The 25,758-nt window shown below is 63.5% G+C and carries 23 protein-coding genes, 1 tRNA gene and 1 pseudogene; 19 read left to right on the top strand and 6 right to left on the bottom strand.

Annotation, left to right across the window (positions count from 1 at the left end):
• Positions 1-185 (top strand): annotated as a pseudogene (locus tag ACFSQT_RS32580) (MBL fold metallo-hydrolase); the annotation flags it as partial.
• 81 nt (positions 186-266) lie between these two features.
• Positions 267-851 (top strand): MBL fold metallo-hydrolase, encoded by a 585-nt coding sequence (locus ACFSQT_RS32575; RefSeq protein WP_379025808.1) that lies wholly within the window; start codon positions 267-269, stop codon positions 849-851.
• Between the two features lie 156 nt (positions 852-1,007).
• Here ACFSQT_RS32575 and rpoH read toward each other — a convergent pair whose 3' ends face one another.
• Together rpoH and ACFSQT_RS32565 are read right to left on the bottom strand one after the other, a co-directional pair.
• Positions 1,008-1,919 (bottom strand): RNA polymerase sigma factor RpoH, encoded by a 912-nt coding sequence (gene rpoH / locus ACFSQT_RS32570; RefSeq protein ID WP_379025804.1) that lies wholly within the window; start codon positions 1,917-1,919, stop codon positions 1,008-1,010.
• Positions 1,920-2,108: 189 nt separating this feature from the next.
• Positions 2,109-3,158 carry an RluA family pseudouridine synthase gene (locus ACFSQT_RS32565; RefSeq protein WP_379025802.1) on the bottom strand — a complete coding sequence of 350 codons (1,050 nt, stop codon included), beginning with the start codon at positions 3,156-3,158 and terminating at the stop codon, positions 2,109-2,111.
• 26 nt (positions 3,159-3,184) lie between these two features.
• Here ACFSQT_RS32565 and ACFSQT_RS32560 point away from each other — a divergent pair, with 26 nt between their 5' ends.
• The 5 genes from ACFSQT_RS32560 (at position 3,185) to ACFSQT_RS32540 (ending at position 5,787) form a co-directional block, all read left to right on the top strand.
• Positions 3,185-3,580, top strand: a complete 396-nt coding sequence (locus ACFSQT_RS32560; RefSeq protein WP_379025800.1) for a fimbrial protein — start codon at positions 3,185-3,187, stop codon at positions 3,578-3,580.
• Positions 3,581-3,605: 25 nt separating this feature from the next.
• On the top strand, positions 3,606-4,013 hold the full coding sequence (locus ACFSQT_RS32555; protein WP_379025799.1) for a VOC family protein: 408 nt from the start codon (positions 3,606-3,608) through the stop codon (positions 4,011-4,013).
• Positions 4,014-4,103: 90 nt separating this feature from the next.
• Positions 4,104-4,178: transfer RNA gene (locus tag ACFSQT_RS32550), tRNA-Glu, on the top strand.
• Between the two features lie 172 nt (positions 4,179-4,350).
• Positions 4,351-4,932 carry a VOC family protein gene (locus ACFSQT_RS32545; protein ID WP_379025797.1) on the top strand — a complete coding sequence of 194 codons (582 nt, stop codon included), beginning with the start codon at positions 4,351-4,353 and terminating at the stop codon, positions 4,930-4,932.
• Positions 4,933-4,953: 21 nt separating this feature from the next.
• The gene (locus tag ACFSQT_RS32540) at positions 4,954-5,787 is read left to right on the top strand and encodes a glutathione S-transferase family protein (protein ID WP_379025795.1); all 834 of its coding nucleotides are present in this window, start codon (positions 4,954-4,956) and stop codon (positions 5,785-5,787) included.
• A 284-nt stretch (positions 5,788-6,071) separates the two neighbouring features.
• Here ACFSQT_RS32540 and ACFSQT_RS32535 read toward each other — a convergent pair whose 3' ends face one another.
• Positions 6,072-6,287, bottom strand: a complete 216-nt coding sequence (locus ACFSQT_RS32535) for a hypothetical protein (RefSeq protein ID WP_379025793.1) — start codon at positions 6,285-6,287, stop codon at positions 6,072-6,074.
• A 156-nt stretch (positions 6,288-6,443) separates the two neighbouring features.
• On the opposite strand from ACFSQT_RS32535, the gene ACFSQT_RS32530 reads away from it, so the two are divergent.
• A complete protein-coding gene (locus tag ACFSQT_RS32530) occupies positions 6,444-6,680 on the top strand; it encodes a hypothetical protein (protein ID WP_379025791.1) in 237 nt (78 codons plus the stop codon).
• Positions 6,681-6,801: 121 nt separating this feature from the next.
• Here the strand turns inward: ACFSQT_RS32530 and ACFSQT_RS32525 are convergent, their stop codons facing one another.
• Positions 6,802-7,149, bottom strand: a complete 348-nt coding sequence (locus ACFSQT_RS32525; protein ID WP_379025789.1) for a hypothetical protein — start codon at positions 7,147-7,149, stop codon at positions 6,802-6,804.
• Positions 7,150-7,338: 189 nt separating this feature from the next.
• Here ACFSQT_RS32525 and ACFSQT_RS32520 point away from each other — a divergent pair, with 189 nt between their 5' ends.
• The 7 genes from ACFSQT_RS32520 to phoB all read left to right on the top strand — a co-directional run bounded on the left by ACFSQT_RS32520 (position 7,339) and on the right by phoB (position 18,580).
• On the top strand, positions 7,339-11,880 hold the full coding sequence (locus ACFSQT_RS32520; RefSeq protein WP_379025787.1) for a PAS domain-containing protein: 4,542 nt from the start codon (positions 7,339-7,341) through the stop codon (positions 11,878-11,880).
• A 508-nt stretch (positions 11,881-12,388) separates the two neighbouring features.
• Complete coding sequence (locus ACFSQT_RS32515; protein ID WP_379025785.1) at positions 12,389-13,417, top strand: substrate-binding domain-containing protein; 1,029 nt, start codon at positions 12,389-12,391, stop codon at positions 13,415-13,417.
• A 99-nt stretch (positions 13,418-13,516) separates the two neighbouring features.
• The gene (gene pstC, locus ACFSQT_RS32510; protein ID WP_379025783.1) at positions 13,517-14,983 is read left to right on the top strand and encodes a phosphate ABC transporter permease subunit PstC; all 1,467 of its coding nucleotides are present in this window, start codon (positions 13,517-13,519) and stop codon (positions 14,981-14,983) included.
• Complete coding sequence (gene pstA / locus ACFSQT_RS32505; RefSeq protein ID WP_379025781.1) at positions 14,980-16,296, top strand: phosphate ABC transporter permease PstA; 1,317 nt, start codon at positions 14,980-14,982, stop codon at positions 16,294-16,296. The genes pstC and pstA overlap by 4 nt, the downstream gene beginning before the upstream one ends.
• Before the next feature lie 17 nt (positions 16,297-16,313).
• Entirely contained in the window at positions 16,314-17,138 is an 825-nt protein-coding gene (gene pstB / locus ACFSQT_RS32500) for a phosphate ABC transporter ATP-binding protein PstB (RefSeq protein WP_379025779.1), read from the top strand.
• A 25-nt stretch (positions 17,139-17,163) separates the two neighbouring features.
• Positions 17,164-17,871: a phosphate signaling complex protein PhoU gene (gene phoU / locus ACFSQT_RS32495; protein ID WP_379025777.1), complete on the top strand. Its 708-nt coding sequence runs from the start codon at positions 17,164-17,166 to the stop codon at positions 17,869-17,871.
• Positions 17,872-17,890: 19 nt separating this feature from the next.
• Positions 17,891-18,580, top strand: a complete 690-nt coding sequence (gene phoB / locus ACFSQT_RS32490; RefSeq protein ID WP_010911896.1) for a phosphate regulon transcriptional regulator PhoB — start codon at positions 17,891-17,893, stop codon at positions 18,578-18,580.
• Positions 18,581-18,668: 88 nt separating this feature from the next.
• On the opposite strand, the gene ACFSQT_RS32485 is transcribed toward phoB, so the two are convergent.
• Together ACFSQT_RS32485 and ACFSQT_RS32480 are read right to left on the bottom strand one after the other, a co-directional pair.
• Positions 18,669-18,932: a hypothetical protein gene (locus ACFSQT_RS32485; RefSeq protein ID WP_379025775.1), complete on the bottom strand. Its 264-nt coding sequence runs from the start codon at positions 18,930-18,932 to the stop codon at positions 18,669-18,671.
• A gap of 90 nt (positions 18,933-19,022) precedes the next feature.
• On the bottom strand, positions 19,023-20,267 hold the full coding sequence (locus ACFSQT_RS32480; protein WP_379025773.1) for an ROK family protein: 1,245 nt from the start codon (positions 20,265-20,267) through the stop codon (positions 19,023-19,025).
• 354 nt (positions 20,268-20,621) lie between these two features.
• Between ACFSQT_RS32480 and xylF the strand changes: the two genes are divergently transcribed.
• From xylF to ACFSQT_RS32460, 4 genes are all read left to right on the top strand, one after another.
• Entirely contained in the window at positions 20,622-21,662 is a 1,041-nt protein-coding gene (gene xylF / locus ACFSQT_RS32475) for a D-xylose ABC transporter substrate-binding protein (RefSeq protein ID WP_379025771.1), read from the top strand.
• Between the two features lie 148 nt (positions 21,663-21,810).
• Positions 21,811-23,142: a sugar ABC transporter permease gene (locus tag ACFSQT_RS32470; protein ID WP_379025769.1), complete on the top strand. Its 1,332-nt coding sequence runs from the start codon at positions 21,811-21,813 to the stop codon at positions 23,140-23,142.
• 15 nt (positions 23,143-23,157) lie between these two features.
• On the top strand, positions 23,158-23,958 hold the full coding sequence (locus tag ACFSQT_RS32465) for an ATP-binding cassette domain-containing protein (RefSeq protein WP_379025767.1): 801 nt from the start codon (positions 23,158-23,160) through the stop codon (positions 23,956-23,958).
• A 128-nt stretch (positions 23,959-24,086) separates the two neighbouring features.
• Positions 24,087-25,709, top strand: coding sequence for a CHASE domain-containing protein (locus tag ACFSQT_RS32460; RefSeq protein ID WP_379025765.1), 1,623 nt, complete (start codon positions 24,087-24,089; stop codon positions 25,707-25,709).
• Positions 25,710-25,758 lie beyond the last annotated feature (49 nt).

Raw genomic sequence — 25,758 nt, 5'->3', positions numbered from 1 at the left:
CGCAGGTCAGCGGCTTCTACGACAAGCCGACTGGGGCCATCCAGTATGTCGTCGCCGACCAGGCGACGAAGCAATGCGCCATCATCGATCCGATCCTCGACTTCGACGAGAGGTCCGGCGCCACGGCAAACGAAGAGCGCCGATGCCTTGCTCGACTTTATCAGCGAGCAGGGTCTGAGCGTTGAGTGGATTCTCGATACACATCCGCATGCCGACCATTTCTCGGCGGCTCACTATCTGAAGCAGAAGACCGGAGCGCCACGGCGATCGGCGACAGGATCGTCGACGTCCAGAAACTGTGGAAGGCGATCTACACTGGCCGGATTTTCCCACCGACGGTTCGCAGTGGGACAGCCTGTTTGGCGGAGGCAGAGACCTGTCCGGATCGGCACCTTCCGGTCAAGGTGCTGTTCTCACCCGGGCACACGCTGGCCTCGATCACCTATGTGATCGGCGATGCCGCCTTCGTCCACGATACGCTGTTCGTGCCCGACAGCGGCTCGGCGAGGGCGGACTTTCCTGGCGGCAGCGCCGCGCGGCTCTGGCGTTCGATCCAGGACATCCTGGCGCTGCCGGACGAAACCCGCCTGTTCGTCGGCCATGACTATCAGGCCGGTGGGCGCGAGCCGTTGTGGGAAAGCACGGTCGCGGCGCAGAAGACTGGCAACATCCATCTCGTTGCCGCGCGCACCGAAGCCGAGTTCGTCGCCCTTCGCGAAACCCGCGACAGGACACTGCCGATGCCGAGGCTGATCCTGCATGCGCTGCAGGTCAACATGAATGGCGGACGGCTGCCGGACCCGGAAGCCAATGGCCGCCGGTATCTGAAGTTTCCGCTAGATGGGTTGTAAAGAGACTGCGGATGTCTGCCTCAGGGGGCAATCGCCAATGGCGATTGCTCTGATCGGATGTCCCCCTTTATCACCAAATTGCCGGCAACCGTTAGACAAAAAACGGCGGCGTCAGTTTCCTGACGCCGCCTTTGTGTTTCGTTGCCGAAGCTGGCTTTACGTCGCCGGCTGTACTTCGATGGTGCGCAGCGCCTGGGTCTGGCGCTTGGCGGCGGCCTTGACGGCGTCCTGCACCTTTTCGAAGGCGCGCACTTCGATCTGGCGCACGCGCTCGCGGCTGATGTCGAACTCGGCCGACAGCTCTTCCAGGGTCAGCGGCTCCTCGGCGAGGCGACGGGCCTCGAAGATGCGCCGCTCGCGCTCGTTGAGCACGGCAAGAGCGCCCGACAGCATGCCGCGCCGGTTTTCCAGCTCGTCCTGCTCGATCAGCATCTCTTCCTGGCTTTCGTGGTCGTCGACCAGCCAATCCTGCCATTCGCCGGATTCGCCTTCGCTCGCCCGGATCGGGGCGTTGAGCGAGGCGTCGCCCGACAGGCGGCGGTTCATCGACACCACTTCGGCCTCGGAAACGTTCAGCCTGGTGGCGATCTCGGCGATCTGGTCGGGCTTGAGGTCGCCGTCATCCAGCGCCTGGATCTTGCCCTTCACCTTGCGCAGGTTGAAGAACAGGCGCTTCTGGTTGGCGGTCGTGCCCATCTTGACTAGGCTCCACGAGCGCAGGATGTACTCCTGGATCGAGGCCTTGATCCACCACATGGCATAGGTCGCGAGGCGGAAGCCGCGCTCGGGTTCGAATTTCTTGACGGCCTGCATGAGGCCGACATTGCCTTCCGAGATTACCTCGCCGATCGGCAGGCCATAGCCGCGATAGCCCATGGCGATCTTGGCAACGAGCCGAAGGTGGCTGGTGACGAGCTTGTGCGCGGCAGAGGTGTCTTCATGCTCGGCGTAACGCTTGGCGAGCATGTACTCTTCCTGCGGCTGCAGCATGGGAAAGCGGCGGATTTCTTCCAGGTAGCGGCTGAGGCCGCCTTCGCCGGAAACGATACTGGGTAATGACTGGGCCATGATAGCGCCCCCTCTCTATTGGAGTGATGCCCCCGAAACGCGGCGGGCATGTGACGCGAGCACCAAAAGGCTCGCCCGCGACATCAGATGTATACAGGAACAAAACCAGAAAAGACAGGCATTCGTTCAACACGAAACAGTGTGTCACGTTGAAGTGAACAATGCCACTCAGGTTTTTTGATGGCAGGTTTAGAGTTTGCGAAAGCCGCCGACGAGTTCCTCCATGTCCCCCGGCAACGGCGCCTCGAACCTCATCGTTAGATGGGTAGCCGGATGGCGAAATGCAAGGAGCCAGGCATGCAAAGCTTGCCGGGAAAATGCCTTGACCTGGCCTTTCAGCGGTTCGGGCAGCCGGTTGGCCTTGGTGCGGAAGGCCTGGCCGTAGTCGGGGTCGCCGATCACCGGATGGCCGATATGCGCCATGTGGACGCGGATCTGGTGGGTGCGGCCGGTCTCGAGCCGGCATTCGACCAGGCTGGCCGTGGCGAACGCCTGCTGATCGACGCCGAAGCGCTCCCGCACGGCAAAGTGGGTGACGGCATGGCGGGCGTCGTCGCGTCCTTCCGGCACCACGGCGCGGCGCACGCGGTCGGCGGCGCGGCCGAGCGGCGCGTCGACCGTGCCGGTCGGCCGCTGCGGTATGCCCCAGACCAATGCCAGGTAGGCGCGCTCGAGATCGCCGGTCAGGCCATGATCGGCGAAGGCTTCGGATAGCGACTTGTGGGCGCGATCGGTCTTGGCGACCACCATGACGCCGCTGGTCTCCTTGTCGAGGCGGTGAACGATGCCCGGCCGCCGCACGCCGCCAATGCCGGAAAGACTGTCGCCGCAATGATGGATCAGCGCGTTGACCAGCGTGCCGGTCCAGTTGCCGGCGCCGGGGTGCACGACAAGGCCAGCCGGCTTGTTGATGACGATCAGGTCGTCATCCTCATAGAGCACATCAAGCGCGATGTTCTCGCCCTGCGGCGCCGCCGGTTCCGGCTCCGGCATGGTCACCGAGACGCTTTCGCCCGGCGTCATCTTGCGTTTGGTCTCGTCGACAGGCTTGCCGTCGATCAAAACCGCGCCCTGCCTGATCAGCATCTGCACGCGGCTGCGCGACATGTCCGGGCCAAGGCTCGCCGCCAGCCACTGGTCGAGGCGCAGACCGGCCGCATCCGCGCCCGCCACCAGCACGGTGGGCTCCGTGAATTGGTCCTCTATCAATTCAGGGGCCTCTTCGTTATGAGCGCTCATCGAAAAACCGTTCCGGACTGTTTGCCATGGCCAGCCCAACCGCTGACGAAGACCCCGCTGTTGAAGGCCGGGAAAAGCCGCTCGACCCCGAGGTCGAAAAGGTGCGCAGGAAACTCGTGCGCTTCGTCGGGATCAATCTCGGCCTGCTGTTCCTCGCCCTTATGGTGGTGATCGGTGCCCTTGTCTACAAAGCGCGCAACGCACCGCCGGCGAAACCGCCGCTGGCGGGTGACATCCAGGTGCCGGCCGGCGAGCCGGTCAGCGGCGACATCGTGCTGCCGGTCGGCGCCAAGGTGATCAGCCAATCGCTGTCCGGCAATCGCGTCTCCATCGACACCGAGCTTGCCGACGGCAGCCGCACGATCTTCATCTACGATATCGCCGAGCGCCGCCTGATCGGCCGTTTTGCAATCCGCAAATGAGCGGGCCGCAACAAATGGGTAATGGATGACCGGGTTTGCCGAACACCGCCGTGTCGCGACCGTGGCGCTGGTCGTCGCCAATTATGACGAGGCGATTGCCTGGTATGTCGAGCGGCTGGGCTTCCTGCTCGTCGAGGATGTCGATCTCGGCGGCGGCAAGCGCTGGGTCACGGTGGCGCCGGCCCGCGGGCAGGGCGCCAGGCTGCTCCTGGCCGAGGCTTCCGACGAGGCACAAGGCAAAAGCATCGGGAACCAGACCGGCGGCCGTGTCTTCCTGTTCCTCGAAACCGACGACTTTGCCCGCGACCATGCGGCGATGCTGGAGAAGGGCGTCGAATTCCGCGAGGCGCCGCGCTTCGAGCCCTATGGCACGGTCGCGGTTTTCGCTGATCTCTACGGCAATCTCTGGGACCTGATCGAGCCGAAACGCTAGGCCTGCCGCCGGTTTTTCCGCGACGCGGTAAAGCGGCCGAACCCCAGTTGCTTTTTCCCAGCCGTCAGCCTATATCGCCGGTTCTTGAACGCGCCCATCGTCTAGCGGTCAGGACACCGCCCTCTCACGGCGGGAACAGGGGTTCGATTCCCCTTGGGCGTACCACTCTCTCCGTCTCCACCAATCGTCCGCCCTTGGCTGCATTCGTCGCTTCTGGCGCAACGCGGCCGATTGCATTAGCATCGCGTCATGGATCCTGAGGCACGGCCCCAGCGGCGCGCGGAACGCCGGGTGCTGGGCTCTGGACGGGCAGTTGATGCCACGGGGAGGAAAGCCAATGCATAAGCTGCAAGCGCAGGGCGTGCATCACATCACGCTGGTCGGCGCCGGGCGCCAGACCTCGATCGATTTCTGGGAAGGCGTGCTCGGCATGCCGTTCATCTTCGAGCAGCCCAACCTCGACAAGGCAAAAGAGAGCCACCTCTATTTCGATCCGGGCGACGGCCGGCTGATCACCGTCTTCACCGATGAGAGCCGCACTCCGGAGAAGCGGCGCACGCCGACCGATCCGGGTTGCGTCCACCACATCGCTTTTGCGGTGTCTCGCGTCACCTTCCTGCAGGCGGTCGCCCGGCTCGACGAGCGCGGCATCAAGCACAGCGGCGTCAAGGATCGCGGCTTCATGGATTCGATTTATTTCGAGGATCCGCTCGGCCTGCTGATCGAACTGGCATCCTACCGCTTCGAGCCGCCGGCGGGCTTCACCCATGCCGACGTGCTGATGGAAGCGCACGGACTGCGGGTCGCGCGCGGCGACTATAATATCGCGGAAGTGCATCTCGCCGATGCGATCCAGGCGCTCGTCGAGCGTTCCCGCGCGACCTTGTCGGACGACCGGGGGCCCAAGAACCCCTATTGAACAAACCGAAGGGAGGAACACATGGCCAAGACAGCAACGAAGAGCGCCAGGAAACCCGCGGCCAAGGCAGCCGCCAAGCCGGCGGCGAAAGCGGCGGCAAAGCCGGCGGTCAAGGCTGCCGCCAAGCCCGCTGCGAAGGCCAAGGCGAAGCCGGCGAAGACACCCGGCGTGAAGCTCAGCATGCTGAAGCCCAGCGTCAACAACATGACCGTCCGGGTGTTCGCGCGCGCGGCCGGGCTGGGTGCCGACGAGACCGATGCCTGGGGCCACACCCGCTCGCCGGAATTCATGGCGCGAAACCCCGCCCATCTGACGCCAATGATCGAGGACAAGGGCCTTCCCAGAGGCGTGTTGTGGGAAAGCTGCGCCATCATGCAATACCTCGCCAACAAGCACGGGCTGGAGAAATTCTACCCCAAGGCGCCGGCCAAGCGGGCGATGATCGACAGCGCCATGTTCTACCTGGTCGGCACGCTCTACCCCTATGTGGCGCGCGCCACCTATCCGTTCCTCGGCTTTCCGCAATATGCCGGTGAGGTCGGCCACAGCGACGCCCACCCCGACAGGAAGTCCGAAGCACAGAAGGCCGCGATGGCCGCGATCGCCGAGCCGCTTGAGGTCTTCCACAGCTTCTTCAGGGACGGCAAGCCGTTCATCGGCGGCAAGAACCCGTCTATCGCCGATATCCGCCTGGCGGCCACGCTCGAATTCCTGGCCGTCATCGACTATCCCCTGCCCAAATGGACGAAGGACTATATGGCGGCGATCGAGAAGACGCTCGGCAAGGCCTACACCGAGCCGGCCGGCGACGTGCGCGGCTACATCGCCCATGTGAAGTCGCAGGCCAAGGCCTGAGGAAAGGGGCCCGAGGTTAAGGTTTCGTTTACCAAAGCCCTGTCTACTGCCGATAATTCACCCCGCGACCACGGATGTACTGGCGCCGAGGTGGAAGGAAAGGTCGGCGCAATGCCGGCCTTTTTGCTTTCGCATGCTATCGCCGGGATGTGACCGAGCAGCGATCAAGCCAACTTTTTGTCTGGACTCTAACTCAAAGAGATAGAGCATGATGTCGTCCGAAAACCGCTTCACACTTTTCGGCATCATGCTCCAAGTGCGTCGGGCGACATGCATTCGCGGCCTCAGTGGTGGTTGCGCCTTGCCTCGGCATGCCGGGCAAGGTCAGGCGTCTCGAAGACGTAGTCGTTCCAGGCCGATTCCGGGACATGGCCGGCCAGATAGCATTCCAGCAGCAGGTTTTGCTCGGCGTTGAGAGGCCTTGGCGCGCGCTCGTGATCCAGCCCCAGCGAGTGAAACAGGTTCCTTGTCAGGTCTGAAACCGTGAAATGGATCGACATCTGCGTTCTCCTCTGGCCGTTCAACGCGGAAAGCCGGGCAAAGGTTTCAAAAGCCCTGACGGTAACGGCGGATTGATTGCGGCTGTGTGGAACAGAGGGGTCTGGAACAGAGGGAAGCCCACGGCGTTGTGATCGACATCAGCCAGGAGAAACGCTATGGCCACGTTCAAGGAAATGAGGGTGCTGGAGATCGTCGAAGACGGCTCCCTGACCACCGAACAGAAAATCGCTGAGCTGCGCGAGATCGAATCCGAGGCACGTGGGCTGCAGCGGGCCGCGTCGGAGAGCCCGATGGGCGACGATGACGGCTGGCAGGACGATTTGCGTCAGGTGCGTCTCGCACTCGACAAGCTCGGTGCGAAAGAGCCCAATAAGGGCGCCGCCTCGCTTTAAAGCGCGTCGCGTTTGACCGCTCTCGTTGTTTTACGAAATTCCGGACAGAAAACCGCTTCGCACTTTCCTGGAATTGCTCTGAAGGCAAGCTCACCCCGAAAAGGTATCTGTCGGTCGATCGCTATTCGCAGACCATGCGAACTCTCTTGCCGGGTTCGCTGACGTTCTTGCACGCGAGCGGCCGCGCCGGTCCAGACGGTGCGGGTGGTGCCGAGATCCTCGTCCGGTGTCGTCTTGGCGCGGCCCGGGTCACGACCCTGCGCTCGGAAAATCGCTGCGGCGGCTGCGGTGCCACCGGAAAGGCGCCGTCTTCGACCTGCCCGTATTCGACCCGCGGTGGCGGCCGATCCCAGAAACGCCTGACATCGAGCGGCCTCGGGATGACCACGGTGCCATCATAGGTGCGCGAGCAGCCGCCGCCGAAAAGCAGCGTCAGCCCCATGACGCAAGGCAAAATCCGTCCAAACATCCGCAATATCCCTTGGAGCTTATATAGCGGCTTCGTCCCCGCCGACAACCCGGCGCAATAACGCAGGCCGTGTCGGCGGGACTATCTAACCGCCCGTTAAGGTTAGCGGATCGTTAATGCTTCTCGGGCACATTCCGCCGACGAACCGCGGGGGGAGGGTTCGGCCTTGGTTTTCGGGGTGGGGACGGCATGGCGGAAGCGAACGACACAATCGGCAAGCGCGGGTCTCGCGGATCGGCGGCGCATGGGGACGATGCATCGTCGTCCGTTGCCGACATGGATTCGCCCGATACGCTTCGCCAACTGGTCGAAGCCGGCTCGGACTGGGTCTGGGAGACCGACGCCGAGCTGCGCTTCTCCTGGCTTTCGCAAAACTACCAGGCAGCCACCGGCATCGATCCGGCTGATGTGCTTGGCCGATTCCGCTTCGACTTCCTCAACCGGGACGTGAATGGCGACAGCAGGGGTGCCGCGCATCTGGCGGATCTGCAGGCGCACCGGCCGTTTCGCGACTTCGTCCATGAATTGAAAGGCGGCCGCGCCGATTGCCGCTGGATCTTGACCACGGGCTTTCCAAAGTTCGATAGCGAGGGAAGATTTGCCGGCTATCGCGGCATCGGCCGCAATGTCACGGCGCTGGCCGCCGCCTTCGAAACCCTGGGGCAGAAGCCGTCCGCCGACAGCGAACCCGTCCAGCATCTTGCCGATCTCGAGCGGACGATGGACGCCATGCACATGGGCGTCGTGCTTCTGGACGCGAGGCTCGACACGCTGATCGTCAACAAGGCCTATCGCGACCTCTCCAGGATTCCGGACGGTGCCGTGACCGTCGGCGCCCCGTTCAGCCTGTTGATGGAACTCAACCGCCGCAACGGCATCTATGGCGATATCGACGAACAGCAATGGCAACGCTACCTCGCCACCCGCATGGAGGAGATCCGCGCCGGCTCCGTTGCGCCACGCGAGTTTCGCCACGCTGACGGCAGGACCATGATGTTCTCGGTCACCGCGCTGTCCGGCGGCAAGCGCCTGCTGACCTACTACGACATCACCGAGCTAAAGCTTCGCGACGCCGAAGTCGAGAACGCCAATGCCAGGACCGCCGAGACCTTCGCCAGCCTTCGTACGATGGTCGACCAGATGCCGATCGGTGTCCTCGTCCTCGATGCCGATTTGCGCGCCGAAGTCATCAACCGTGCCTTCTACGATTTCTGGCAGATCGATGCCCGGCGCGCCGAGATCGGCTGCAGCTTCCGCGAGCTGATGGACGCCAGCCGCGACTTCGACCCGTATGGTTCCGACGAAGCGACATGGCAGCAGCATATCGCCGATCGCGAGGCGGAAATCAGGGCCGGCGCAGCCGGATCGCGGCAGTTCCCGCGCAATGATGGCCGCACGCTGATCTCGTCGATGGCGCCGCTGGCCGGCGGCAAGCGGCTGATTTCCTATGTCGACGTCACCGACATGAAGGATCGCGAAGCCGAACTTGCCGACGCGCTGGAGAAGGCGCGGCTGGCGGAAGCGGTGATCAACGCCGTCAAGGATCCGATCTTCGTCAAGGACGACCATCTGCGGTTTGTGTTCGTCAACGAGGCGTTCGCCGCCTTGTTTGGCCAGACGCCGCAAGCCATGCTTGGCAAGCCCGGTGGCGATTTCGTCTCAGGCAGCGACGGCGCGCGTTTCGAGCAGAGCGAACGGGACGTGCTGGCCAGCGGGCGCGCTTACGAAGTGGAAGAAAATTTCGAGGCCGATGGCGCCAGCCGCTCGCGCATCGTCAGGAAGAGCCGCGTCGGTATGGCCAGCGGCCGCAACTACGTCGCCGGTTTCCTGTTCGACATTTCCGACATGAAGCGCCGTGAGACCGAGACCGAGGATGCGCGCAAGCATCTCGCCAGCGTGCTGGAATCCCTGCCGGCGGCCGTGATCATCTACGACCGCGACGACAAGTTCGTCTTCGCCAACCGCAAGATCCAGGATACGCTGCCGGCCTTGAAGCCGGTATGGCAGCCTGGTTGTACACTCCGCGAGGCGCTCGTTCTCGGCCATTCGACCGGCTATTTCCGCAACAGCGGCGATCCGCAAGTCGACACGCTCTACGACGACGACCCCGATCGCTGGCTGGACGCGATCCTCGCCCGCTACCGCTTGCCCAATTCCTCGTTCGAGCGTCTCAATCCCGACGGCCGCTGGTATCAGGTCTACGACATGCGGACCGACGATGGCACGTTCATCGGCGTTCGCGTCGACATCTCCGAGATCAAGAGCCGCGAGAAGGCGTTGCGCGACTCGATGCGCCAGATCGATCTGTTCCGGCACGTGCTGGACGAGTTGCCGGTGGCCGCCTTCATCAAGGCGCAGGACCTGAGCATAGAGTTCGTCAACAAGGCCTGGTGCGCGATAACCGGCCTCGCCAAGGAAGAGGTCATCGGCCGCACCGACCGCCAGCTGTTCGGTGCGCAGGACGCCGACGGCTACAGCGATGACGACACCGAAGTCGCGGTGACCGGCGCCGTCAAGGAGGTCGAGGAACCCGTCACCCATCGCGACGGCACGGTTCGGCAATTGATGACGCGCAAGAGCCGCCTGGTGGCGCTGGACGGGTCGGTGCATCTGGTCGGTTCGAGCACCGACATCACCGACGTCAAGGGGCGCGAGCGCGCGCTGGAAGAGAGCATGCGCGAGAACGAGGTGTTCCGCAGCCTGATCGACAACGTGCCGGTGTCGATCTACGCCAAGCGCTCCGATCTCAGGCAGTTCTACGTCAACAAGGGCTGGTGCGATCTGACCGGCTTCAGCAAGGACCACGCCATCGGCAAGACCGATATCGAGATCTTCGGGCCGGACGGCGCGGCCTTCGTCGACAGCGACCTTGCCGTCCTACGCACCGGCGAGACCCAGGAGGTCGAAGAGACGGTGACGCTCGCCGACGGCAGCGTGCGGCATCAGTTTGCCCGCAAGGGCGCGATGATCGCCTCCGACGGATCGCTCTACCTGATCGGCTCGACCACCGACATCACCGAACTGAAGACGCGCGAGGCCGAGCTGCGCGAGGCGCGGCAGCGCGCCGTGCTCGCCGACCGCGCCAAGTCGGAATTCCTCGCCAATATGAGCCACGAGATCCGCACGCCGATGAACGGCGTGCTCGGCATGGCCGAACTGCTGGCCAAATCGGACCTCGACCTGAAACAGAAGACGTTTACCGACATCATCGTCAAATCGGGTAACGCGCTGCTCACCATCATCAACGACATCCTGGATTTCTCCAAGATCGACGCCGGCCAGCTGGTGCTCGATCCGGCACCCTTCAACCTTGCCGAGGCGATCGAGGATGTGGCGACGCTGGTGTCGACACGCGCCAAGGAAAAGGATCTCGAGCTCATCGTGCGCATCGAGCCTCGTCTCGAGAGCGTGTTCGTCGGCGATGTCGGCCGCATCAGGCAGATCGTCACCAACCTGCTCGGCAATGCGGTGAAATTCACCGATGAAGGCCATGTGCTGGTCGACGTCACCGGCGAAAGAGTTCCAGCCGGGACGAAACTGACGATCTCGGTCACCGACACCGGCATAGGCATCCCCGAGGAAAAGCTGAAACTGGTGTTCGAAAAATTCAGCCAGGTCGACACCTCGTCGACGAGGCGGCACGAGGGAACCGGCCTCGGTCTCGCCATCACCTCGCGGCTCGTCGAACTGATGGGCGGCGACATCGGTGTCGAGAGCGCCGAGGGCAAGGGCTCGACCTTCTGGTTCACGGTCACGCTGCCGAGGGCCGGACAGCAGAACGGGCAACGCATCACGCCTGTCGATGTGACCGGCGCGCGCGTGCTGATCGTCGACGACAACGCCGTCAACCGGGCCATCCTGACCGAGCAGATGACATCGTGGACGTTCGATTCCTGCGCTGCCGAAAGCGGCGCCGAGGGTCTCAAGGTGCTGATCGCCGCCGCCGCCTACGGCGTGCCGGTCGACTGCGTCGTGCTCGACTACCAGATGCCGGCCATGAGCGGCGCCGAAATGGCGCGGATCGTGCGCAACACCGCCGGCCTTGCCGGCACGCCGATCATCATGCTGACCTCGGTCGACCAGTCGCTCGCCAACACCAGCTATCGCGATCTCGGCATAGATGCCCAGCTGATCAAGCCGGCGCGGTCGTCGGTGCTGCTCGAAACGCTGGTCGCCACCATCCAGCGGCATCGCCACAATACGACCGATGCCCAGCCGCAAGCGGCCGATGTCCCTCAACGCAACGTTGCACGGCCACAGCCGTCGGAACAACGGGCGCTGCTGCAGCCGCCTCCGGTTCGCCCCCGGCTACCCGCGACGGGCGGAGGCGACAGGCTGGATATCCTGGTGGCCGAGGACAATGAGGTGAACCAGATGGTCTTCACCCAGATTCTCGGCGAGACCGGCTATGGTTTCGAGATCGTCGGCAATGGCCGCAAGGCGCTCGACGCCTTCGGCCGGCTCAATCCGTGCATGATCCTGATGGACGTCTCGATGCCGGAAATGAATGGGCTCGAAGCGACCGCCGCCATTCGCCGGCTGGAGGAAGAAACCGGCACGCATGTGCCGATCGTCGGCGTCACCGCGCATGCGTTGAAGGGCGATCGCGAGCGCTGCCTGGAGGCCGGCATGGACGACTATCTGCCCAAGCCGATCAGTCCAAGGGCCCTGCTCGAGAAGGTCGAGCGCTGGGTCGGCGCCAGCCGCCAGACTCAGCGCAACGCCGGGTAGCAACAGCCTTGTCCGATCGCGGGGAGGGACGGCGAAGATTCGCGACCCCCCCCACTGGCGCAAGACTATGGCGCGATCGCACCATATCAAAGGCGGCGTCCAGCCGAGACAATGCCCGCATCGATTTCCGCTCTTCCAGTTACGGGCGGGAGCAGCGACCGCCGGCATGAGACAGCGTCAACCTACCCCAACGGACCTGTTTTCGGCGATGGCCCGGCCACTACATCTGGCCGAGAGCAACGCGCTCCCGTCCGGATTTTCTTTGCCGAAGCGGCGATCCCGAAACCGCGGGTCGCTCTCGGTCTGAAACGGCGCAAGTGCCTGATTCCGGGAGCAAAGCCGGATTCCGTCGTGAGCGCCGGCCGGCCGGCATTTCCCTCACTCCGCTGACGCGTTACCGGGGTGACATGAAACTGTCATGCAACTGTAATAATCGAAGGCTATTGGCCTCAGCGGGCGCCGACAGGAATGGCGCCGAGAGACCATCTTCCGAACAGGAGCAGGCCACATGAACAAACTCTTTCTCACGGCGTCGGCCGCAGCGCTTGCGCTCGCCGCGTCGTCCGGCTTCGCCGCCGCGCGCGACCAGATCCAGGTCGCCGGATCGTCGACCGTGCTACCCTATGCCAAGATCGTCGCCGAGCAGTTCGGCGAAGCCTTCACCAAGTTCAAGACCCCGGTCGTCGAGTCCGGCGGCAGCGGCGCCGGCATCAAGGAATTCTGCAAGGGCGTCGGCGAAGACACGATCGATATCGCCAACTCCTCGCGGCCGATCAAAAAGGACGAGATCAAGTCCTGCGTCGACGCTGGCGTGAAGGAAATCCAGGAAGTCCGCATCGGCTATGACGGCATCGTCTTCGCCACCGACATCAAGGGTCCGGACTTTGCGCTGGTTCCCGCCGACATCTACAAGGCTCTGGCCGCCAAGCTGGTGGTCGACGGCAAGCTCGTCGACAATCCGAACACCAAGTGGAGCCAGGTCAATCCGAAGCTGCCCGACTGGGATATCGCGGCCTACATTCCGGGCGAGAAGCACGGCACCCGCGAAGTGTTCGAGACCAAGCTTCTCGACGCCGGCTGCGACAAGGCAGCCATAAAGGCTACCGGCATCGCCGACGACAAGGAAATCGGCAAGACCTGCGTCGCCATCCGCAAGGACGGCAAGGCCATCGACATCGACGGCGACTACACCGAGACGCTCGCCCGCATCGACTCGAACAAGACTGGCGTCGGTGTGTTCGGCCTGGCCTTCTACGAGAACAATGCCGACAAGCTGAAGGTCGCCACCGTTGAAGGCGTCACGCCGTCGACCGAGACCATCGCCAGCGGCAAGTACTCTGTGTCGCGCCCGCTGTTCTTCTATGTGAAGAAGGCACATCTCGGCGTCGTCCCCGGTCTCAAGGAATATGTCGAGTTTTTCCTTGACGACCAGATGATCGGCCCGGAAAGCCCGCTTGCCGAATACGGCCTCGTCGCTGCTCCGGAAGCCGAACGCAAGGCCCAGCGCGACGCTTTCGCCGCCGGAAAGTCGCTGTAATCAAACTGACAAACCGGGGCGCGGGCCAAAGTCCGCGCCCTGGTTCTCGCCGCCCGCTGCAGTGGCGGCTGCGACTAGAGTTTCCCCTGGGGTGGGTCCATGTCGTCCATACTCGTACTCGCCATTGTCGTTGCCATTGGCCTGGTTGCATTCTTCATAGGCCGGCAGCGTGCCGCGGCGCAGGATAATGGCACTGTGAAGCCGCATTCGCGCGCCCACTATCACGGCTGGTGGGCCTTCCTGCTCGCCGTCCTGCCTGCCGTTTTGCTGATTGCCGCCTGGAACATCGGCTCTTCCATCTACCTTGACCGGCATGTTCACGCAGCCTTGCCCGAGCGCACCGCCGACAGCGCGGTTGCCAGCGAAGCGCTTGATGTCAGCCTGGTAAAAAGCCTCGCCAAAGGCCTGCGCCAACTCGATGCCGGCACGCTGGCCGCGCTGCCCGCTACTTTCGCCGAATTGCAGCCGCTGCTCGCCGCCAAGGGTGTGGCGCTGGCGACCGACACCCAGGACTACATGATCCCGATCGCTGTCGAGGCGAACAAGGTCCAGGACAGGCTCGGCCTGTTCGGCGCGGTCATTGCCCTCGCCCTTTCGATTGCCGGCGCCTTCTATGCGCTCAGGCAAATCGCGCCGCGTGCAAGGGCGCGCAACAATGTCGAGCGGCTGATGCTGTGGGGACTGATTGCGGCCTCGACCATCGCCATCCTGACCACGGTCGGTATCGTGCTTTCGATGCTGTTCCAGACGATCCAGTTCTTCGAGAGCGTGTCGCCGATGAGCTTCTTCTTCGGCACGGTCTGGGATCCGCGCTTCGCCGCCGCCGGCTCGGGCGGCAGCCAGGGCCAGTTCGGCCTGATCCCGCTTCTCGCCGGCACCCTTTACATAGCCTTGATCGCATTGCTGGTCGCCGTGCCGGTCGGCCTGATGTCGGCGGTCTACATGGCCGAATACGCATCGCCCAGGGTGCGGTCGGTGGTCAAGCCGGCGCTTGAGCTGCTGGCCGGCATCCCGACCATCGTCTACGGCATCTTTGCGGTCGTCACGCTGGGGCCGTTCTTGCGCGATCTCTCCGCGGCGCTCACCGGCGGTACGCCCTTCATCCAGGGCCAGAGCATCTTCACCGCCGGTCTCGTCATGGGCGTCATGCTGATCCCGGTCGTTTCCTCGCTGTCCGACGACATCATCACCGCGGTGCCACGTGCCATGCGCGACGGCTCGCTCGGGCTCGGCGCGACGCGTTCGGAGACGATCAAGCGCGTCATCCTGCCGGCGGCACTTCCCGGTATCGTCGGCGCCATCCTGCTGACCGCCTCGCGCGCCATCGGCGAAACGATGATCGTCGTGCTGGCGGCGGGCGTCGCCGCCAACCTTACCATCAACCCGTTCGAGGCTATGACGACCATCACCGTCAAGATCGTCAACCAGCTCACCGGCGATCTCGAGTTCAATTCGCCGCAGACGCTGGTTGCCTTTGCGCTCGGCCTGACGCTGTTCGCATTGACGCTGGTGATGAACATCGTCGCGCTCTACATCGTGCGCAAGTATCGGGAGCAGTACGAATGACCGACATCTCCATGGATACGATGGTCCGGGCCGCGGCCCATCCGCGTCGCGACATCGGCCTGAAGGCCCGCTATGCCGCCGAACGCCGCTTCCGCATCTACGGCGTGCTGGCGATCTCCGTCGGCCTCGCCTTCCTGGCCATCATGCTCATCACCATCGTCTCGAAGGGCTACACCGCCTTCTGGCAGACGACGGTGTCGCTGCCGATCACCTTCGACGAGAAGGTAATCGATCCTTCCAACATGCGCGCGACCGATCCGAACGTGCTGGTCAAGGCGAACTATCCCAAGCTCGCGGAAAAGGCGCTGATCGCCAAGCTAGGCATCAATCCCGACGACAAGCCGACCGTCAAGAAGCTCAAGGGCTTCCTGTCCGAAGGCGCCCGCGTCCAGCTGCGCGACATCGTCGCCGCCGATCCGTCGGTGATCGGCACGACGCGCAATGTCGACATCCTTGCCGCTGCCAATCTCGACTCGGCCTTCAAGGGCCAGATCGACCTCAGCGTCGAGGAAGCGCGCCGCAAGGTCTCGGACCAGCAGATCGCCTGGATGAACACGCTCAAGGCGGACGGCGCGATGGCCGAACATTTCAACACCGGCCTGTTCAGCTATGGCGCTTCCAGCCGTCCGGAAACCTCGGGCATGGGCGTGGCGATCATCGGCTCGTTCTACATGATGGTGATCGTGCTGCTCCTGGCACTGCCGATCGGCGTCGCCGCCTCCATCTATCTGGAGGAATTCGCCAAGAAGAACCGTTTCACCGACCTGATCGAGGTCAACATCAACAATCTGGCCGCGGTGCCGTCGATCGTCTTCGGCCTGCTCGGCCTTGCCGTGTTCATCAATTTCCTCGGCATGCCGCGCTCCGCCGCTTTCGTCGGCGGCCTGGTGCTGACGCTGATGACGCTGCCGACGATCATCATCGCGACACGGGCAGCACTTGCCGCCGTGCCGCCGTCGATCCGCGCGGCGGCGCTTGGCCTCGGCGCGTCCAAGATGCAGATGGTGTTCCAGCACATCCTGCCGCTGGCCGCACCCGGCATTCTCACCGGCACGATCATCGGCCTGGCGCGGGCGCTGGGCGAAACCGCGCCGCTGCTCCTGATCGGCATGGTCGCCTTCGTCGCCGACTATCCGAAGACGCCTTTCGATCCGGCGACGGCGCTGCCGGTGCAGATCTACATGTGGGCGAACGAGGCCGAACGCGCCTTCGTCGAGCGCATGTCGGGCGCCATCATAATCCTGCTCATCTTCCTCATGGCCATGAACATCACCGCGATCGTGCTTCGGCGTCGGTTCGAGCGGCGCTGGTAGAAAAAAGGCATTTTGGTATGAACATCATGACCGAACAGTCTGTTGAAAACGCAGTGGGCGATAAAATGAGCGCCAAATCGAACGAAGTCATCAAGATGCGCGGCGACAAGGTCGGCGTGTTCTACGGCGAGAAGCAGGCGCTGTTCGACGTCAATCTCGACGTCCGCCTGAACCAGGTGACGGCGTTGATCGGCCCTTCCGGCTGCGGCAAGTCCACCTTCCTGCGCTGCCTCAACCGCATGAACGACACCATCGACTCGGCGCGGGTGACCGGCAAGATCACGCTCGACCAAGAGGATATCTACGACAAGAGCATCGATGTCGTCGAACTCAGGGCGCGCGTCGGCATGGTGTTCCAGAAGCCCAATCCGTTCCCGAAGTCGATCTACGAGAACGTTGCCTATGGCCCGCGCATCCATGGGTTGGCCAAGCGTAAGGCCGACATGGATCAGATCGTTGAACAGAGCCTGAAGAAGGCGGCGATCTGGAACGAGGTCAAGGACCGCCTGCAGGAGCCCGGCACCGGCCTTTCCGGCGGCCAGCAGCAACGCCTGTGCATCGCACGTGCCATCGCCGTGTCGCCCGAGGTGATCCTGATGGACGAGCCCTGCTCGGCGCTCGACCCGATCGCCACCGCTCGCGTCGAGGAACTGATCGACGAACTGCGCCAGAACTACACGATCGTCATCGTCACCCACTCGATGCAGCAGGCGGCGCGCGTGTCGCAGCGCACGGCGATGTTCCATCTAGGCTATCTGGTCGAGGAGGGCGCTACCGACAAGATGTTCACCAACCCCGACGACAAGCGCACCCAGGACTACATCACTGGCCGCTTCGGCTGAGCTCAGGCATACGAGGACTAAGATCATGGGCGAACACACCGTCGCTTCTTTCGACGAGGATCTCGGACAGATCCGCAGGCTTATCAGCGACATGGGCGATCTCGCCAGCTCGATGGTCAGCGGTGCCACCAAGGCGCTGCTGAGTTCCGACAACGCCATGGCCCAACGCGTCGTCTCCGACGACGCGATCATGGACGCGCGCCAGCGCGAGCTCGACGACCGCGCCATCACACTGATCGCCAAGCGGCAGCCGATGGCCGACGATCTGCGCCATGTCGTCGGTTCGATCCGCATGGCCGGCGACCTTGAACGCATTGGCGACCTTGCCAAGAACATCGCCAAACGCGTCGGCACCGTCGGCCTAAGCGTCACGCCGCGCGACCTGTCGCACTCCATCGACACCATGGCGCAGCTGGTGCTGATCCAGGTGCAGGGCGTCATCGAGGAATATGCGGCGCGCGACGCCGAGGCCCTGGCGAAACTGCGCGCCGCCGACGAGCGCATCGACGTCAAGTACACCTCCGTGTTCCGCGAACTGCTGACCTACATGATGGAAGACCCGCGCAACATCACCGCGTGCACGCATCTTTTGTTCTGCGCCAAGAACCTCGAGCGCATCGGCGATCACGTCACGAACATCGCGGAAAATGCGTATTATGTTTTGACCGGCAAGCAGTTGCCCGCCAATCGTCCGAAGCAGGACGAGACGGCAATGTCCGCGCCGGCGGCATGACGACAGGGGTGACCAGTCGATGATCGCGCCACGCATCATGGTCGTGGAGGACGAGGAGCCGCTGGGTGTGCTGCTCCGCTACAATCTGGAGTCCGAGGGTTACCAGGTCGAGGTGGTGACGCGCGGCGACGAGGCCGAAATTCGCCTGCAGGAGAACGTCCCCGACCTTCTGGTGCTCGACTGGATGGTGCCCGCGGTTTCCGGCATCGAACTCTGTCGCCGGCTAAGAATGCGTCCCGAGACGGAGCGGCTGCCGATCATCATGCTGACCGCGCGCGGCGAGGAAAGCGATCGTGTGCGCGGCCTCTCCACCGGGGCCGACGATTATCTGGTCAAGCCGTTCTCGACGCCGGAGTTCATGGCCAGGGTCAAGGCGCTGCTGCGCCGCGCCAAGCCGGAAGTGCTGTCCAGCGTGCTCAAGGTCGGCGACATCGTGCTCGATCGTGAATCGCACCGGGTCTATCGCAAGAAGAGCGAGATCCGGCTCGGACCTACCGAATTCCGCCTGCTCGAATTCATGATGCGCCATCCCGGTCGCGTGTTTTCGCGCAGTCAGCTGCTCGACAATGTCTGGGGCGAGACGATCTATATCGACGAGCGTACGGTGGACGTCCACGTCGGCCGGCTGCGCAAGGCGGTCAACAATGGCCGCATGCCCGACGTCATCCGCACCATCCGGGGGGCGGGATACGCGATCCGCGAAGACTAGAGCTTGTCCCATCCCGATAAGAACGGGATGGGACTCCAAGATCAAAACTCCAGTCAGCAGGCAGTCGCCAATGCCGTGAAGAGGGTGGTTAGCGGACTTCGACTTCTCCCAACAGATGTTGCCGCCTCATCTCCTCTTCGACCCAGGCAGTAACGCGCCGGAGCTTTGAATGTTTGATGTCTCGCATGATCAGTTGCGTTGTGGCCGCATCGACCTCGCCGATATCAATTTCGCCCCAGCCGTTGGTTCGTAGGAAGCGGTAGACGTCCTCACCGAAGTTGCGAACACGATGGATGAGGCCGTAAAGCTCGGCCTGATCTATGTTGAAGTTGATCACCAACGAACGGGACATCAGCAGATCATACAGGCAGACACATTGCCAATTGATGTCCGCAATGGGTCGAACTCGGTCGTTCAGAATGATTGAGTTTCGCCCTGACCGTCAGGCAACGTTCTTTCCGGCACCCGTTCTTGCCTGCGCGCCCGGCGCGAAAATCTCCTGGTCGACGAAGGTCAGCGCGCGCATGGCGCAGCCTTCGCGGATCAGCGGCAGTTCGTTCGGCTCGGTGTCGAAGGAAATCGATTTCGAGTGCTGGCCGCCGGCGGTCTGGGCTATCGCCTCGCGCAAGGCAGGCTCGATCAGGTCGAAGGCCGCGGCGCTGACGCCGACCATTGCGACGGGCGCCGGATCGATCAGCGCGAACAGGCTGCCGAGACCGTAGCCGAGCGCCTCGCCGGCCTTGCGATAGGCCTCGCGCTCGGGTCCATCCCTTTCGCGCGCCGCGGTCGCCAGGGCGCGCATGTCAGCGTCACTGACATCGGCGACCGGCTCGGTGTCCTCGCCCAGCTGCCTTGCATTGCGCCAGATCGCGTAGTTGCCGGCATAGGCCTCGACGCAGCCGCGCCGTCCGCACCGGCACAGCGCGCCGTTCGGCCGATGGATCATGTGGCCGAACTCGCCGCCCGAGGAATGGGTGCCGGTGAACAGCTCGCCCTTCAGCACCAGGCCCATGCCGATGCCGTGCGACAAGAGGATGGCGATGAAATCGTCACGGTAGCGCTGCGGATCGCGCCAGCGCAGCGCCACCGCCATCATGTTGCAGTCGTTCTCCATGGTGGCGGGGATGCCGAACTCGTCTTCGAGTATGTCGGCGAAGGCGATATCGGTGTGTGGCGTGATCGGCGACCACAGCATGGCGCGGGCACGCGTGTCGGTGATGCCCTGGATCGCCAGCGCGATGCGGGCGACGCTGCGGACGTCGAGATCGGGATCCTCGATGCGGCGCCGCACGATGGCGACGCATTCGTCGATCAGCGCGTCGCGCGACATGGTCAGCGTGTCCAGCCGGCGCTGTTCCTCGGCGATCACCTGGCCTGCATAGTCGATGACGGCGACCGAGAGGAAGTTCAGCGACAGCACCACGGTCATCACCGCCGCCGCTTCCGGATTGAGGCCGAGGCCGACCTGCGGCCGGCCGCGTTTGAGCGAGCCGGCCTCGCTCGGCTTGCTCTCGGTCAGGATGCCTTCGCCGATGAGGTCGGCGGAGATCGCCGATATGGTCGAATGGCTGAGGCCCGTGGTCGCGGCGATCTCGGTGCGGGACGGCTGTCCGGCGCGGCGCACGGCCGCAATCACCATCGCCCGGTTGCGGCGGCGCAGATCGTCGTGGCGGATTCCGACCGACATGCTTTTCACATCCTCCCGGTCGCCGCGGCCTCTCGTTGCCTCCCGAAGGCCATCAGCGAAGCCTGAAAGCGCGAGGCGCTTCAGGCACTTGTTTCCGCGCGTGTCGTTGTCCCCAAACCACTGCGCACCTTTGGGGCGACATGCGCCAGACAAATTCTGGCAGAAGGCCACCATCCTGTCATTATTTATTCCGGAGCTCGAAAAAAATTCAGAGGGACATCAAAATCCACCAGAATCGATGTTGACAGCGTTCGGGTGTTAGATCAGTATTTTTTCGAGGCTCGAAAAAATAGAGCCTCTGTGCCGGCCTTCGGGCCAGTTTGGTCGCGCCATACGCGGCGCAGGGAGGATAATATGAAAAGATTCACAGCCGCCATCCTGGCGGGTGTCGCCATGTCGCTGACGCTCGCGTCGGTCGCGCAGGCGAAGGACAAGGTCATCGGCGTTTCGTGGTCCAACTTCCAGGAAGAACGCTGGAAGACCGATGAGGCCGCCATGAAGACGGCGATCGAGGCAGCCGGCGACAAGTACATCTCCGCCGACGCGCAATCCAATCCCGGCAAACAGCTCACCGATGTCGAGAGCCTGATCTCGCAGGGCGCCAACTCGCTGATCATCCTGGCGCAGGATGCCTCGGCCATCGGTCCGGCGGTGCAGAAGGCGCTGGACGAAGGCATTCCGGTCGTCGGCTATGACCGGCTGATCGAGAACAAGGACGTCTTCTACCTGACCTTCGACAACAAGGAAGTCGGCCGCATGCAGGCCCGCGAAGTGTTCAAGGTCAAGCCGGAAGGCAACTATGTCTTCATCAAGGGCTCCGGCGCCGACCCGAATGCCGATTTCCTGTTCGCCGGCTCCATGGAAGTGCTCAAGGACGCGATCGACAGCGGCAAGATCAAGAATGTCGGCGAGGCCTATACGGACGGCTGGCTGCCCGCCAACGCCCAGAAGAACATGGAACAGTTCCTCACCGCCAACGACAACAAGGTCGACGCCGTGGTCGCGGCCAATGACGGCACCGCCGGTGGGGTCGTCGCGGCGCTGACGGCGCAGGGCCTTGCCGGCGCCGTGCCGGTCTCGGGCCAGGACGGCGACCACGCCGCGCTGAACCGCATCGCGCTCGGCACGCAGACCGTGTCGGTGTGGAAGGACGCGCGCGAGCTCGGCAAGAATGCCGCCGAGATCGCCACGCAGCTGGCCGACGGCAAGAAGATGACCGACATCGCCGGCGTCAAGGACTTCACGACGCCTGGCGGCAACACCGTCAAGTCGCTGTTCCTGACCCCGGTTGCCATCACCAAGGACAATCTCAACGTCGTCATCGACGCCGGCTGGATCAAGAAGGACGAAGTCTGCGCGGGCGTCGCCGCCGGTGCCGTCGCGGCCTGCAACTAAAACCGAACCGATCCCGGTTCGATCTCGGCGCCGCGGCCCCAGGGCCGCGGCGTTTCTCAAGAGGCATTCCGCTTCAAATGACCGCGGAAAGCAAATAGCATCGTGTTTCCGGCATCCGCGCCAGACGGCAAACCGGTGGGAGGATATCATGACCGACACGACCTCTAACGGGCCTGCCGCAAATCCGCCCGCAGACCGGGCGCGTGCGTCCGAACTAAGCGCCGTCGGACGCTTCCTCAAGGCAACCGAACTCGATACGCGCATGCTTGGCATGGTCGGTGCGTTGCTGGTCATCTGGGTCGGCATTCACATCCTGTCGGGCGGACTTTTCCTGACGCCGCGCAACCTCTGGAACCTGTCGGTGCAGACCTCGTCGGTCGCAATCATGGCGACCGGCATGGTGCTGGTCATCGTCATGCGCAACATCGACCTTTCGGTTGGCTCCGTCGAAGGCGTGATCGGCATGATCATGGGTGTGGCGCAAGCAGAATTCCTCATTCGCGTCATCGGTTTCCAGCTTGGAAATCCCTGGCTCTGGATCATCGCACTGGCCGCCGGCGTGGTGCTTGGTCTGGTGATCGGCGCCTTCCAGGGCTTCATCATCGCCTATCTCGACGTTCCTGCCTTCATCGTGACGCTGGGCGGTCTGTTGGTCTGGCGCGGCATGGCATGGCTGATCACCAATGGGCGCACGGTCGCGCCGCTCGACGCTACGTTCCAGCTGATGGGCGGCGGACCACGGGGCTCGATCGGCGCCAGCGCCAGCTGGATCGTCGGCATCGTCGCCTGCGCGGCTGTCGCTTTCGCGCTGCTCAACGGCCGGTCGCAGCGCAAACGGTTCAACTTTCCACTGCGCCCCGTCTGGGCGGAAACCTTTCTCGGGGTGGTCAGTTGCGCTGCCATCCTTGGGGCCGTCTGGATCGCCAATTCCTATCCATGGCCAATCGGCATCGTGCGCCAGTATGCACAGCAGAACGGCATCACCATTCCCGAAGGCGGGCTGTTCATCGCCCACGGCATCGCCATACCGGTACTGATGGCGGTCGCGGTCGGTATCGTCATGACCTTCATCACCAAGCGCACCCGTTTCGGCCGCTATGTCTTTGCCATCGGCGGCAATCCGGAGGCCGCCAATCTCGCCGGCATCAACACCCGCTGGGTGACCATGAAGGTGTTCATGATCATGGGCGTGCTGGCCGCGATCAGCGCGGCGATCTCGTCGGCCCGCCTCAACGCGGCGACCAATGCGCTGGGCACGCTGGACGAGCTGCTGGTGATCGCCGCCGCCGTGATCGGCGGCACCTCGCTTGCCGGCGGCTCCGGAACGGTGCTCGGCGCCATGCTCGGCGCACTGCTGATGCAGTCGCTCCAGTCCGGCATGGTGCTGCTCGGCATCGACTCGCCGCTGCAGAGCATCGTCGTCGGCGCAGTGCTCGTCGTCGCGGTCTGGCTCGACACCGTCTATCGCAAGCGCGTCTAGGGGAGGACAAGGATCATGACAGACAAAACCGCTCCCGCAGCCACCGCGCTGATCGACATGAGGAACATCTCGATCGCCTTTGGCGGCATCCGCGCCGTCGACGACGCCTCGATCGATCTTTTCCCCGGTGAGGTCGTGGCGCTGCTCGGCCACAACGGCGCCGGCAAGTCGACGCTGATCAAGATCCTGTCCGGCGCCTACAAGCGCGACGCGGGCCATATCTTCGTCAACGGCGAGGAGGCATCGATCTCAAACCCGCGCGACGCCAAGAAATATGGCATCGAGACGATCTACCAGACGCTGGCGTTGGCCGACAATGTCGATGCCGCCGCCAACCTGTTTCTCGGCCGCGAACTGATGACCGCCTGGGGCACGCTCGACGACGTTGCGATGGAGGCCGAGGCGCGCAAGGTGATGGGCCGGCTCAATCCCCGCTTCCAGCGCTTCAAGGATCCGGTGATCAAGCTGTCGGGCGGACAGCGGCAGTCGGTGGCGATCGCGCGCGCGATCCTGTTCAACGCGCGCATCCTGATCATGGACGAGCCGACGGCGGCACTTGGTCCGCAGGAAACGGCGCAGGTCGGCGAACTGGTCAAGCAGCTCAAGTCCGACGGCATCGGCATCTTCCTGATCAGTCACGACATCCACGACGTGTTCGAGCTTGCCGACCGGGTCTGCGTCATGAAGAACGGCCAGGTCGTCGGCACCGCGCGCACCACCGATGTGACCCAGGACGAGGTGCTCGGCATGATCATTCTGGGCAAATGCCCGCCCGGCGCCATTCCCGGGCCAGGCGCGTTGAAGATCGCCGCCTAGGGTTTGCCGCCTCGGCGCATTGCCGGTCATGTGATGTGCCAGCTGTCATGATGGCTTGGCCTTGCCATTGTGTTGGCACGGCGACTTGCGCATAAAGGTCCGACATTGCCCATGGACCGCATCATCCGTTGAAGAAGCTTTTTCCAATCGTCGCGTTCATCGCCGTTGCGCTGATCAGCATGACGATGGCGGGGTTTGCCTATTTCGCAACCCAGGAGGCGGCCCGCATCAAATTCGAAGCGACGGCCGACGACGCACTCAACCGGATCGAGAGCCGCATCGACCTGCATCTGTCGCTGCTGCGGTCGACACGGGCCCTGTTCGATGCCCGCAACGGCGATATCTCCCAAAACGAATTCAAGGCGTTCTTCAACGCACTCGATGTCGACAACAATTTCGCCGGCTTGCGCGGTATCGGCTTCCTCAGGCTGGTGAAGGCCGGAGACGAGGCGGCGGTCGAACGCGATATGCTGCATGACGATGGCGTCAGCCATCCGATCTATCCGGACAGCAAGCAACCCTGGCGCGCGCCCATCGTGCTGTTCGCGCCGCTTGATCCGTCCAACCAGGCCAGCATCGGCTACGACATGTTCAGCGAACCGGTGCGGCGCGCGGCCATCGAAAAGGCAATGTCCGACGACCAGCAGCACGCCAGCGGGCTGGTGCAACTGGGCCAGAACACGGGCACCGCGCAGACGTTCACCGGCTTCCTCGTCCTCGTGCGGCTCAATGTCGAAACCGCACCCGATGTCATCAATGCGTCCAGATCATCCACGGCCGGCTTTCTCTATGCGGCTTTCAGGGCCCGGGACCTGTTCCAGATAGCGCTCAGCCGGTCGCCGCTGCTGCCGGTCAACACCGAAATCTACGACGGCGAGGTGAATGGCGACAATCTCTTGTTCCGATCGGAGACGCCGCCGGCCTCATCCTTCGGGGACAGGCTGCTGGTCACCCGCAAGATCACGGTGGCCGGCCGGCCATGGACGGTCCTGTTCCGGCCGACCAGCGCCTTCTCGCAGCCGTCGTCGCGCGCCATTCCGGTGATGCTGGGGCTGCTCGGCCTGCTGCTGGCGGGCGCCATCGCGCTGGTGGCGCGCTACCAGGAGCGGGCCTATGAAGCGGCGTCGCGTTTGCACGAAACGACGGAAAAGAGCCTGCTTGAAAAAGACCTGATGCTGCAGGAGATGAAGCATCGCATCAAGAATTCGATCACCAGGGTGCTGGCGATCGCGCGCCAGACGGCTTCGCGGGCGACCGACATCAACGAATTCTCCTCGTCCTTCTCGGCCAGGCTGCAGGCGATGGCGGCGTCCCAGGACATGCTGACGCGCTCGCGCTGGCAGAAGGCCGATCTTGGCGATCTGCTGCGCATAGAGCTCGGCCAGGTGTTCGGCAAGGAGCTGCCCGAAGGGCTTTTGTCGGGGCCGCAGGTGCTGCTCGACGAAACCACGACGCAGGCGCTCGGCCTGACCTTTCACGAACTGGCGACGAATGCGTTGAAATATGGCGAAGCCGGCAATTCGGTTGTCGCGCTCAAGGTCGACTGGTCGCTCGAAGGGCGCGGAAGCGACAGGGCACTGGTTCTCAACTGGCGGGAAACCGGGCAGAAGAAACTCGAAGCGCCTGCCAAGACCGGATTCGGCACCAAGCTGATCGACCTCAACGTCACACGCGAATTGCGCGGCACGATCCATCGCGATTATCAGGCCGATGGTCTGAGGGTGGAAATCAGAATTCCGCTGACGGGCTGAAACACCTGTTGGCTGGCGTCACGACCACAGCGCCCCACGCATGCAAATC

Source organism: Mesorhizobium calcicola, assembly GCF_042682105.1.
Lineage (GTDB): Bacteria > Pseudomonadota > Alphaproteobacteria > Rhizobiales > Rhizobiaceae > Mesorhizobium > Mesorhizobium calcicola.
Note: the sequence above shows the minus strand (reverse complement) of the source record. Positions and strands in the feature narration are given on the sequence as shown.

What these genes read in the sequence shown, in the direction of transcription:
- rpoH (WP_379025804.1), bottom strand. Translation starts at nt 1,919, where the DNA reads ATGGCCCAGTCATTACCCAGTATCGTTTCCGGCGAAGGCGGCCTCAGC.
- ACFSQT_RS32565 (WP_379025802.1), bottom strand. Translation starts at nt 3,158, where the DNA reads ATGAGCGCTCATAACGAAGAGGCCCCTGAATTGATAGAGGACCAATTC.
- ACFSQT_RS32560 (WP_379025800.1), top strand. Translation starts at nt 3,185, where the DNA reads ATGGCCAGCCCAACCGCTGACGAAGACCCCGCTGTTGAAGGCCGGGAA.
- ACFSQT_RS32555 (WP_379025799.1), top strand. Translation starts at nt 3,606, where the DNA reads ATGACCGGGTTTGCCGAACACCGCCGTGTCGCGACCGTGGCGCTGGTC.
- ACFSQT_RS32545 (WP_379025797.1), top strand. Translation starts at nt 4,351, where the DNA reads ATGCATAAGCTGCAAGCGCAGGGCGTGCATCACATCACGCTGGTCGGC.
- ACFSQT_RS32540 (WP_379025795.1), top strand. Translation starts at nt 4,954, where the DNA reads ATGGCCAAGACAGCAACGAAGAGCGCCAGGAAACCCGCGGCCAAGGCA.
- ACFSQT_RS32535 (WP_379025793.1), bottom strand. Translation starts at nt 6,287, where the DNA reads ATGTCGATCCATTTCACGGTTTCAGACCTGACAAGGAACCTGTTTCAC.
- ACFSQT_RS32530 (WP_379025791.1), top strand. Translation starts at nt 6,444, where the DNA reads ATGGCCACGTTCAAGGAAATGAGGGTGCTGGAGATCGTCGAAGACGGC.
- ACFSQT_RS32525 (WP_379025789.1), bottom strand. Translation starts at nt 7,149, where the DNA reads ATGTTTGGACGGATTTTGCCTTGCGTCATGGGGCTGACGCTGCTTTTC.
- ACFSQT_RS32520 (WP_379025787.1), top strand. Translation starts at nt 7,339, where the DNA reads ATGGCGGAAGCGAACGACACAATCGGCAAGCGCGGGTCTCGCGGATCG.
- ACFSQT_RS32515 (WP_379025785.1), top strand. Translation starts at nt 12,389, where the DNA reads ATGAACAAACTCTTTCTCACGGCGTCGGCCGCAGCGCTTGCGCTCGCC.
- pstC (WP_379025783.1), top strand. Translation starts at nt 13,517, where the DNA reads ATGTCGTCCATACTCGTACTCGCCATTGTCGTTGCCATTGGCCTGGTT.
- pstA (WP_379025781.1), top strand. Translation starts at nt 14,980, where the DNA reads ATGACCGACATCTCCATGGATACGATGGTCCGGGCCGCGGCCCATCCG.
- pstB (WP_379025779.1), top strand. Translation starts at nt 16,314, where the DNA reads ATGAACATCATGACCGAACAGTCTGTTGAAAACGCAGTGGGCGATAAA.
- phoU (WP_379025777.1), top strand. Translation starts at nt 17,164, where the DNA reads ATGGGCGAACACACCGTCGCTTCTTTCGACGAGGATCTCGGACAGATC.
- phoB (WP_010911896.1), top strand. Translation starts at nt 17,891, where the DNA reads ATGATCGCGCCACGCATCATGGTCGTGGAGGACGAGGAGCCGCTGGGT.
- ACFSQT_RS32485 (WP_379025775.1), bottom strand. Translation starts at nt 18,932, where the DNA reads ATGTCCCGTTCGTTGGTGATCAACTTCAACATAGATCAGGCCGAGCTT.
- ACFSQT_RS32480 (WP_379025773.1), bottom strand. Translation starts at nt 20,267, where the DNA reads ATGTCGGTCGGAATCCGCCACGACGATCTGCGCCGCCGCAACCGGGCG.
- xylF (WP_379025771.1), top strand. Translation starts at nt 20,622, where the DNA reads ATGAAAAGATTCACAGCCGCCATCCTGGCGGGTGTCGCCATGTCGCTG.
- ACFSQT_RS32470 (WP_379025769.1), top strand. Translation starts at nt 21,811, where the DNA reads ATGACCGACACGACCTCTAACGGGCCTGCCGCAAATCCGCCCGCAGAC.
- ACFSQT_RS32465 (WP_379025767.1), top strand. Translation starts at nt 23,158, where the DNA reads ATGACAGACAAAACCGCTCCCGCAGCCACCGCGCTGATCGACATGAGG.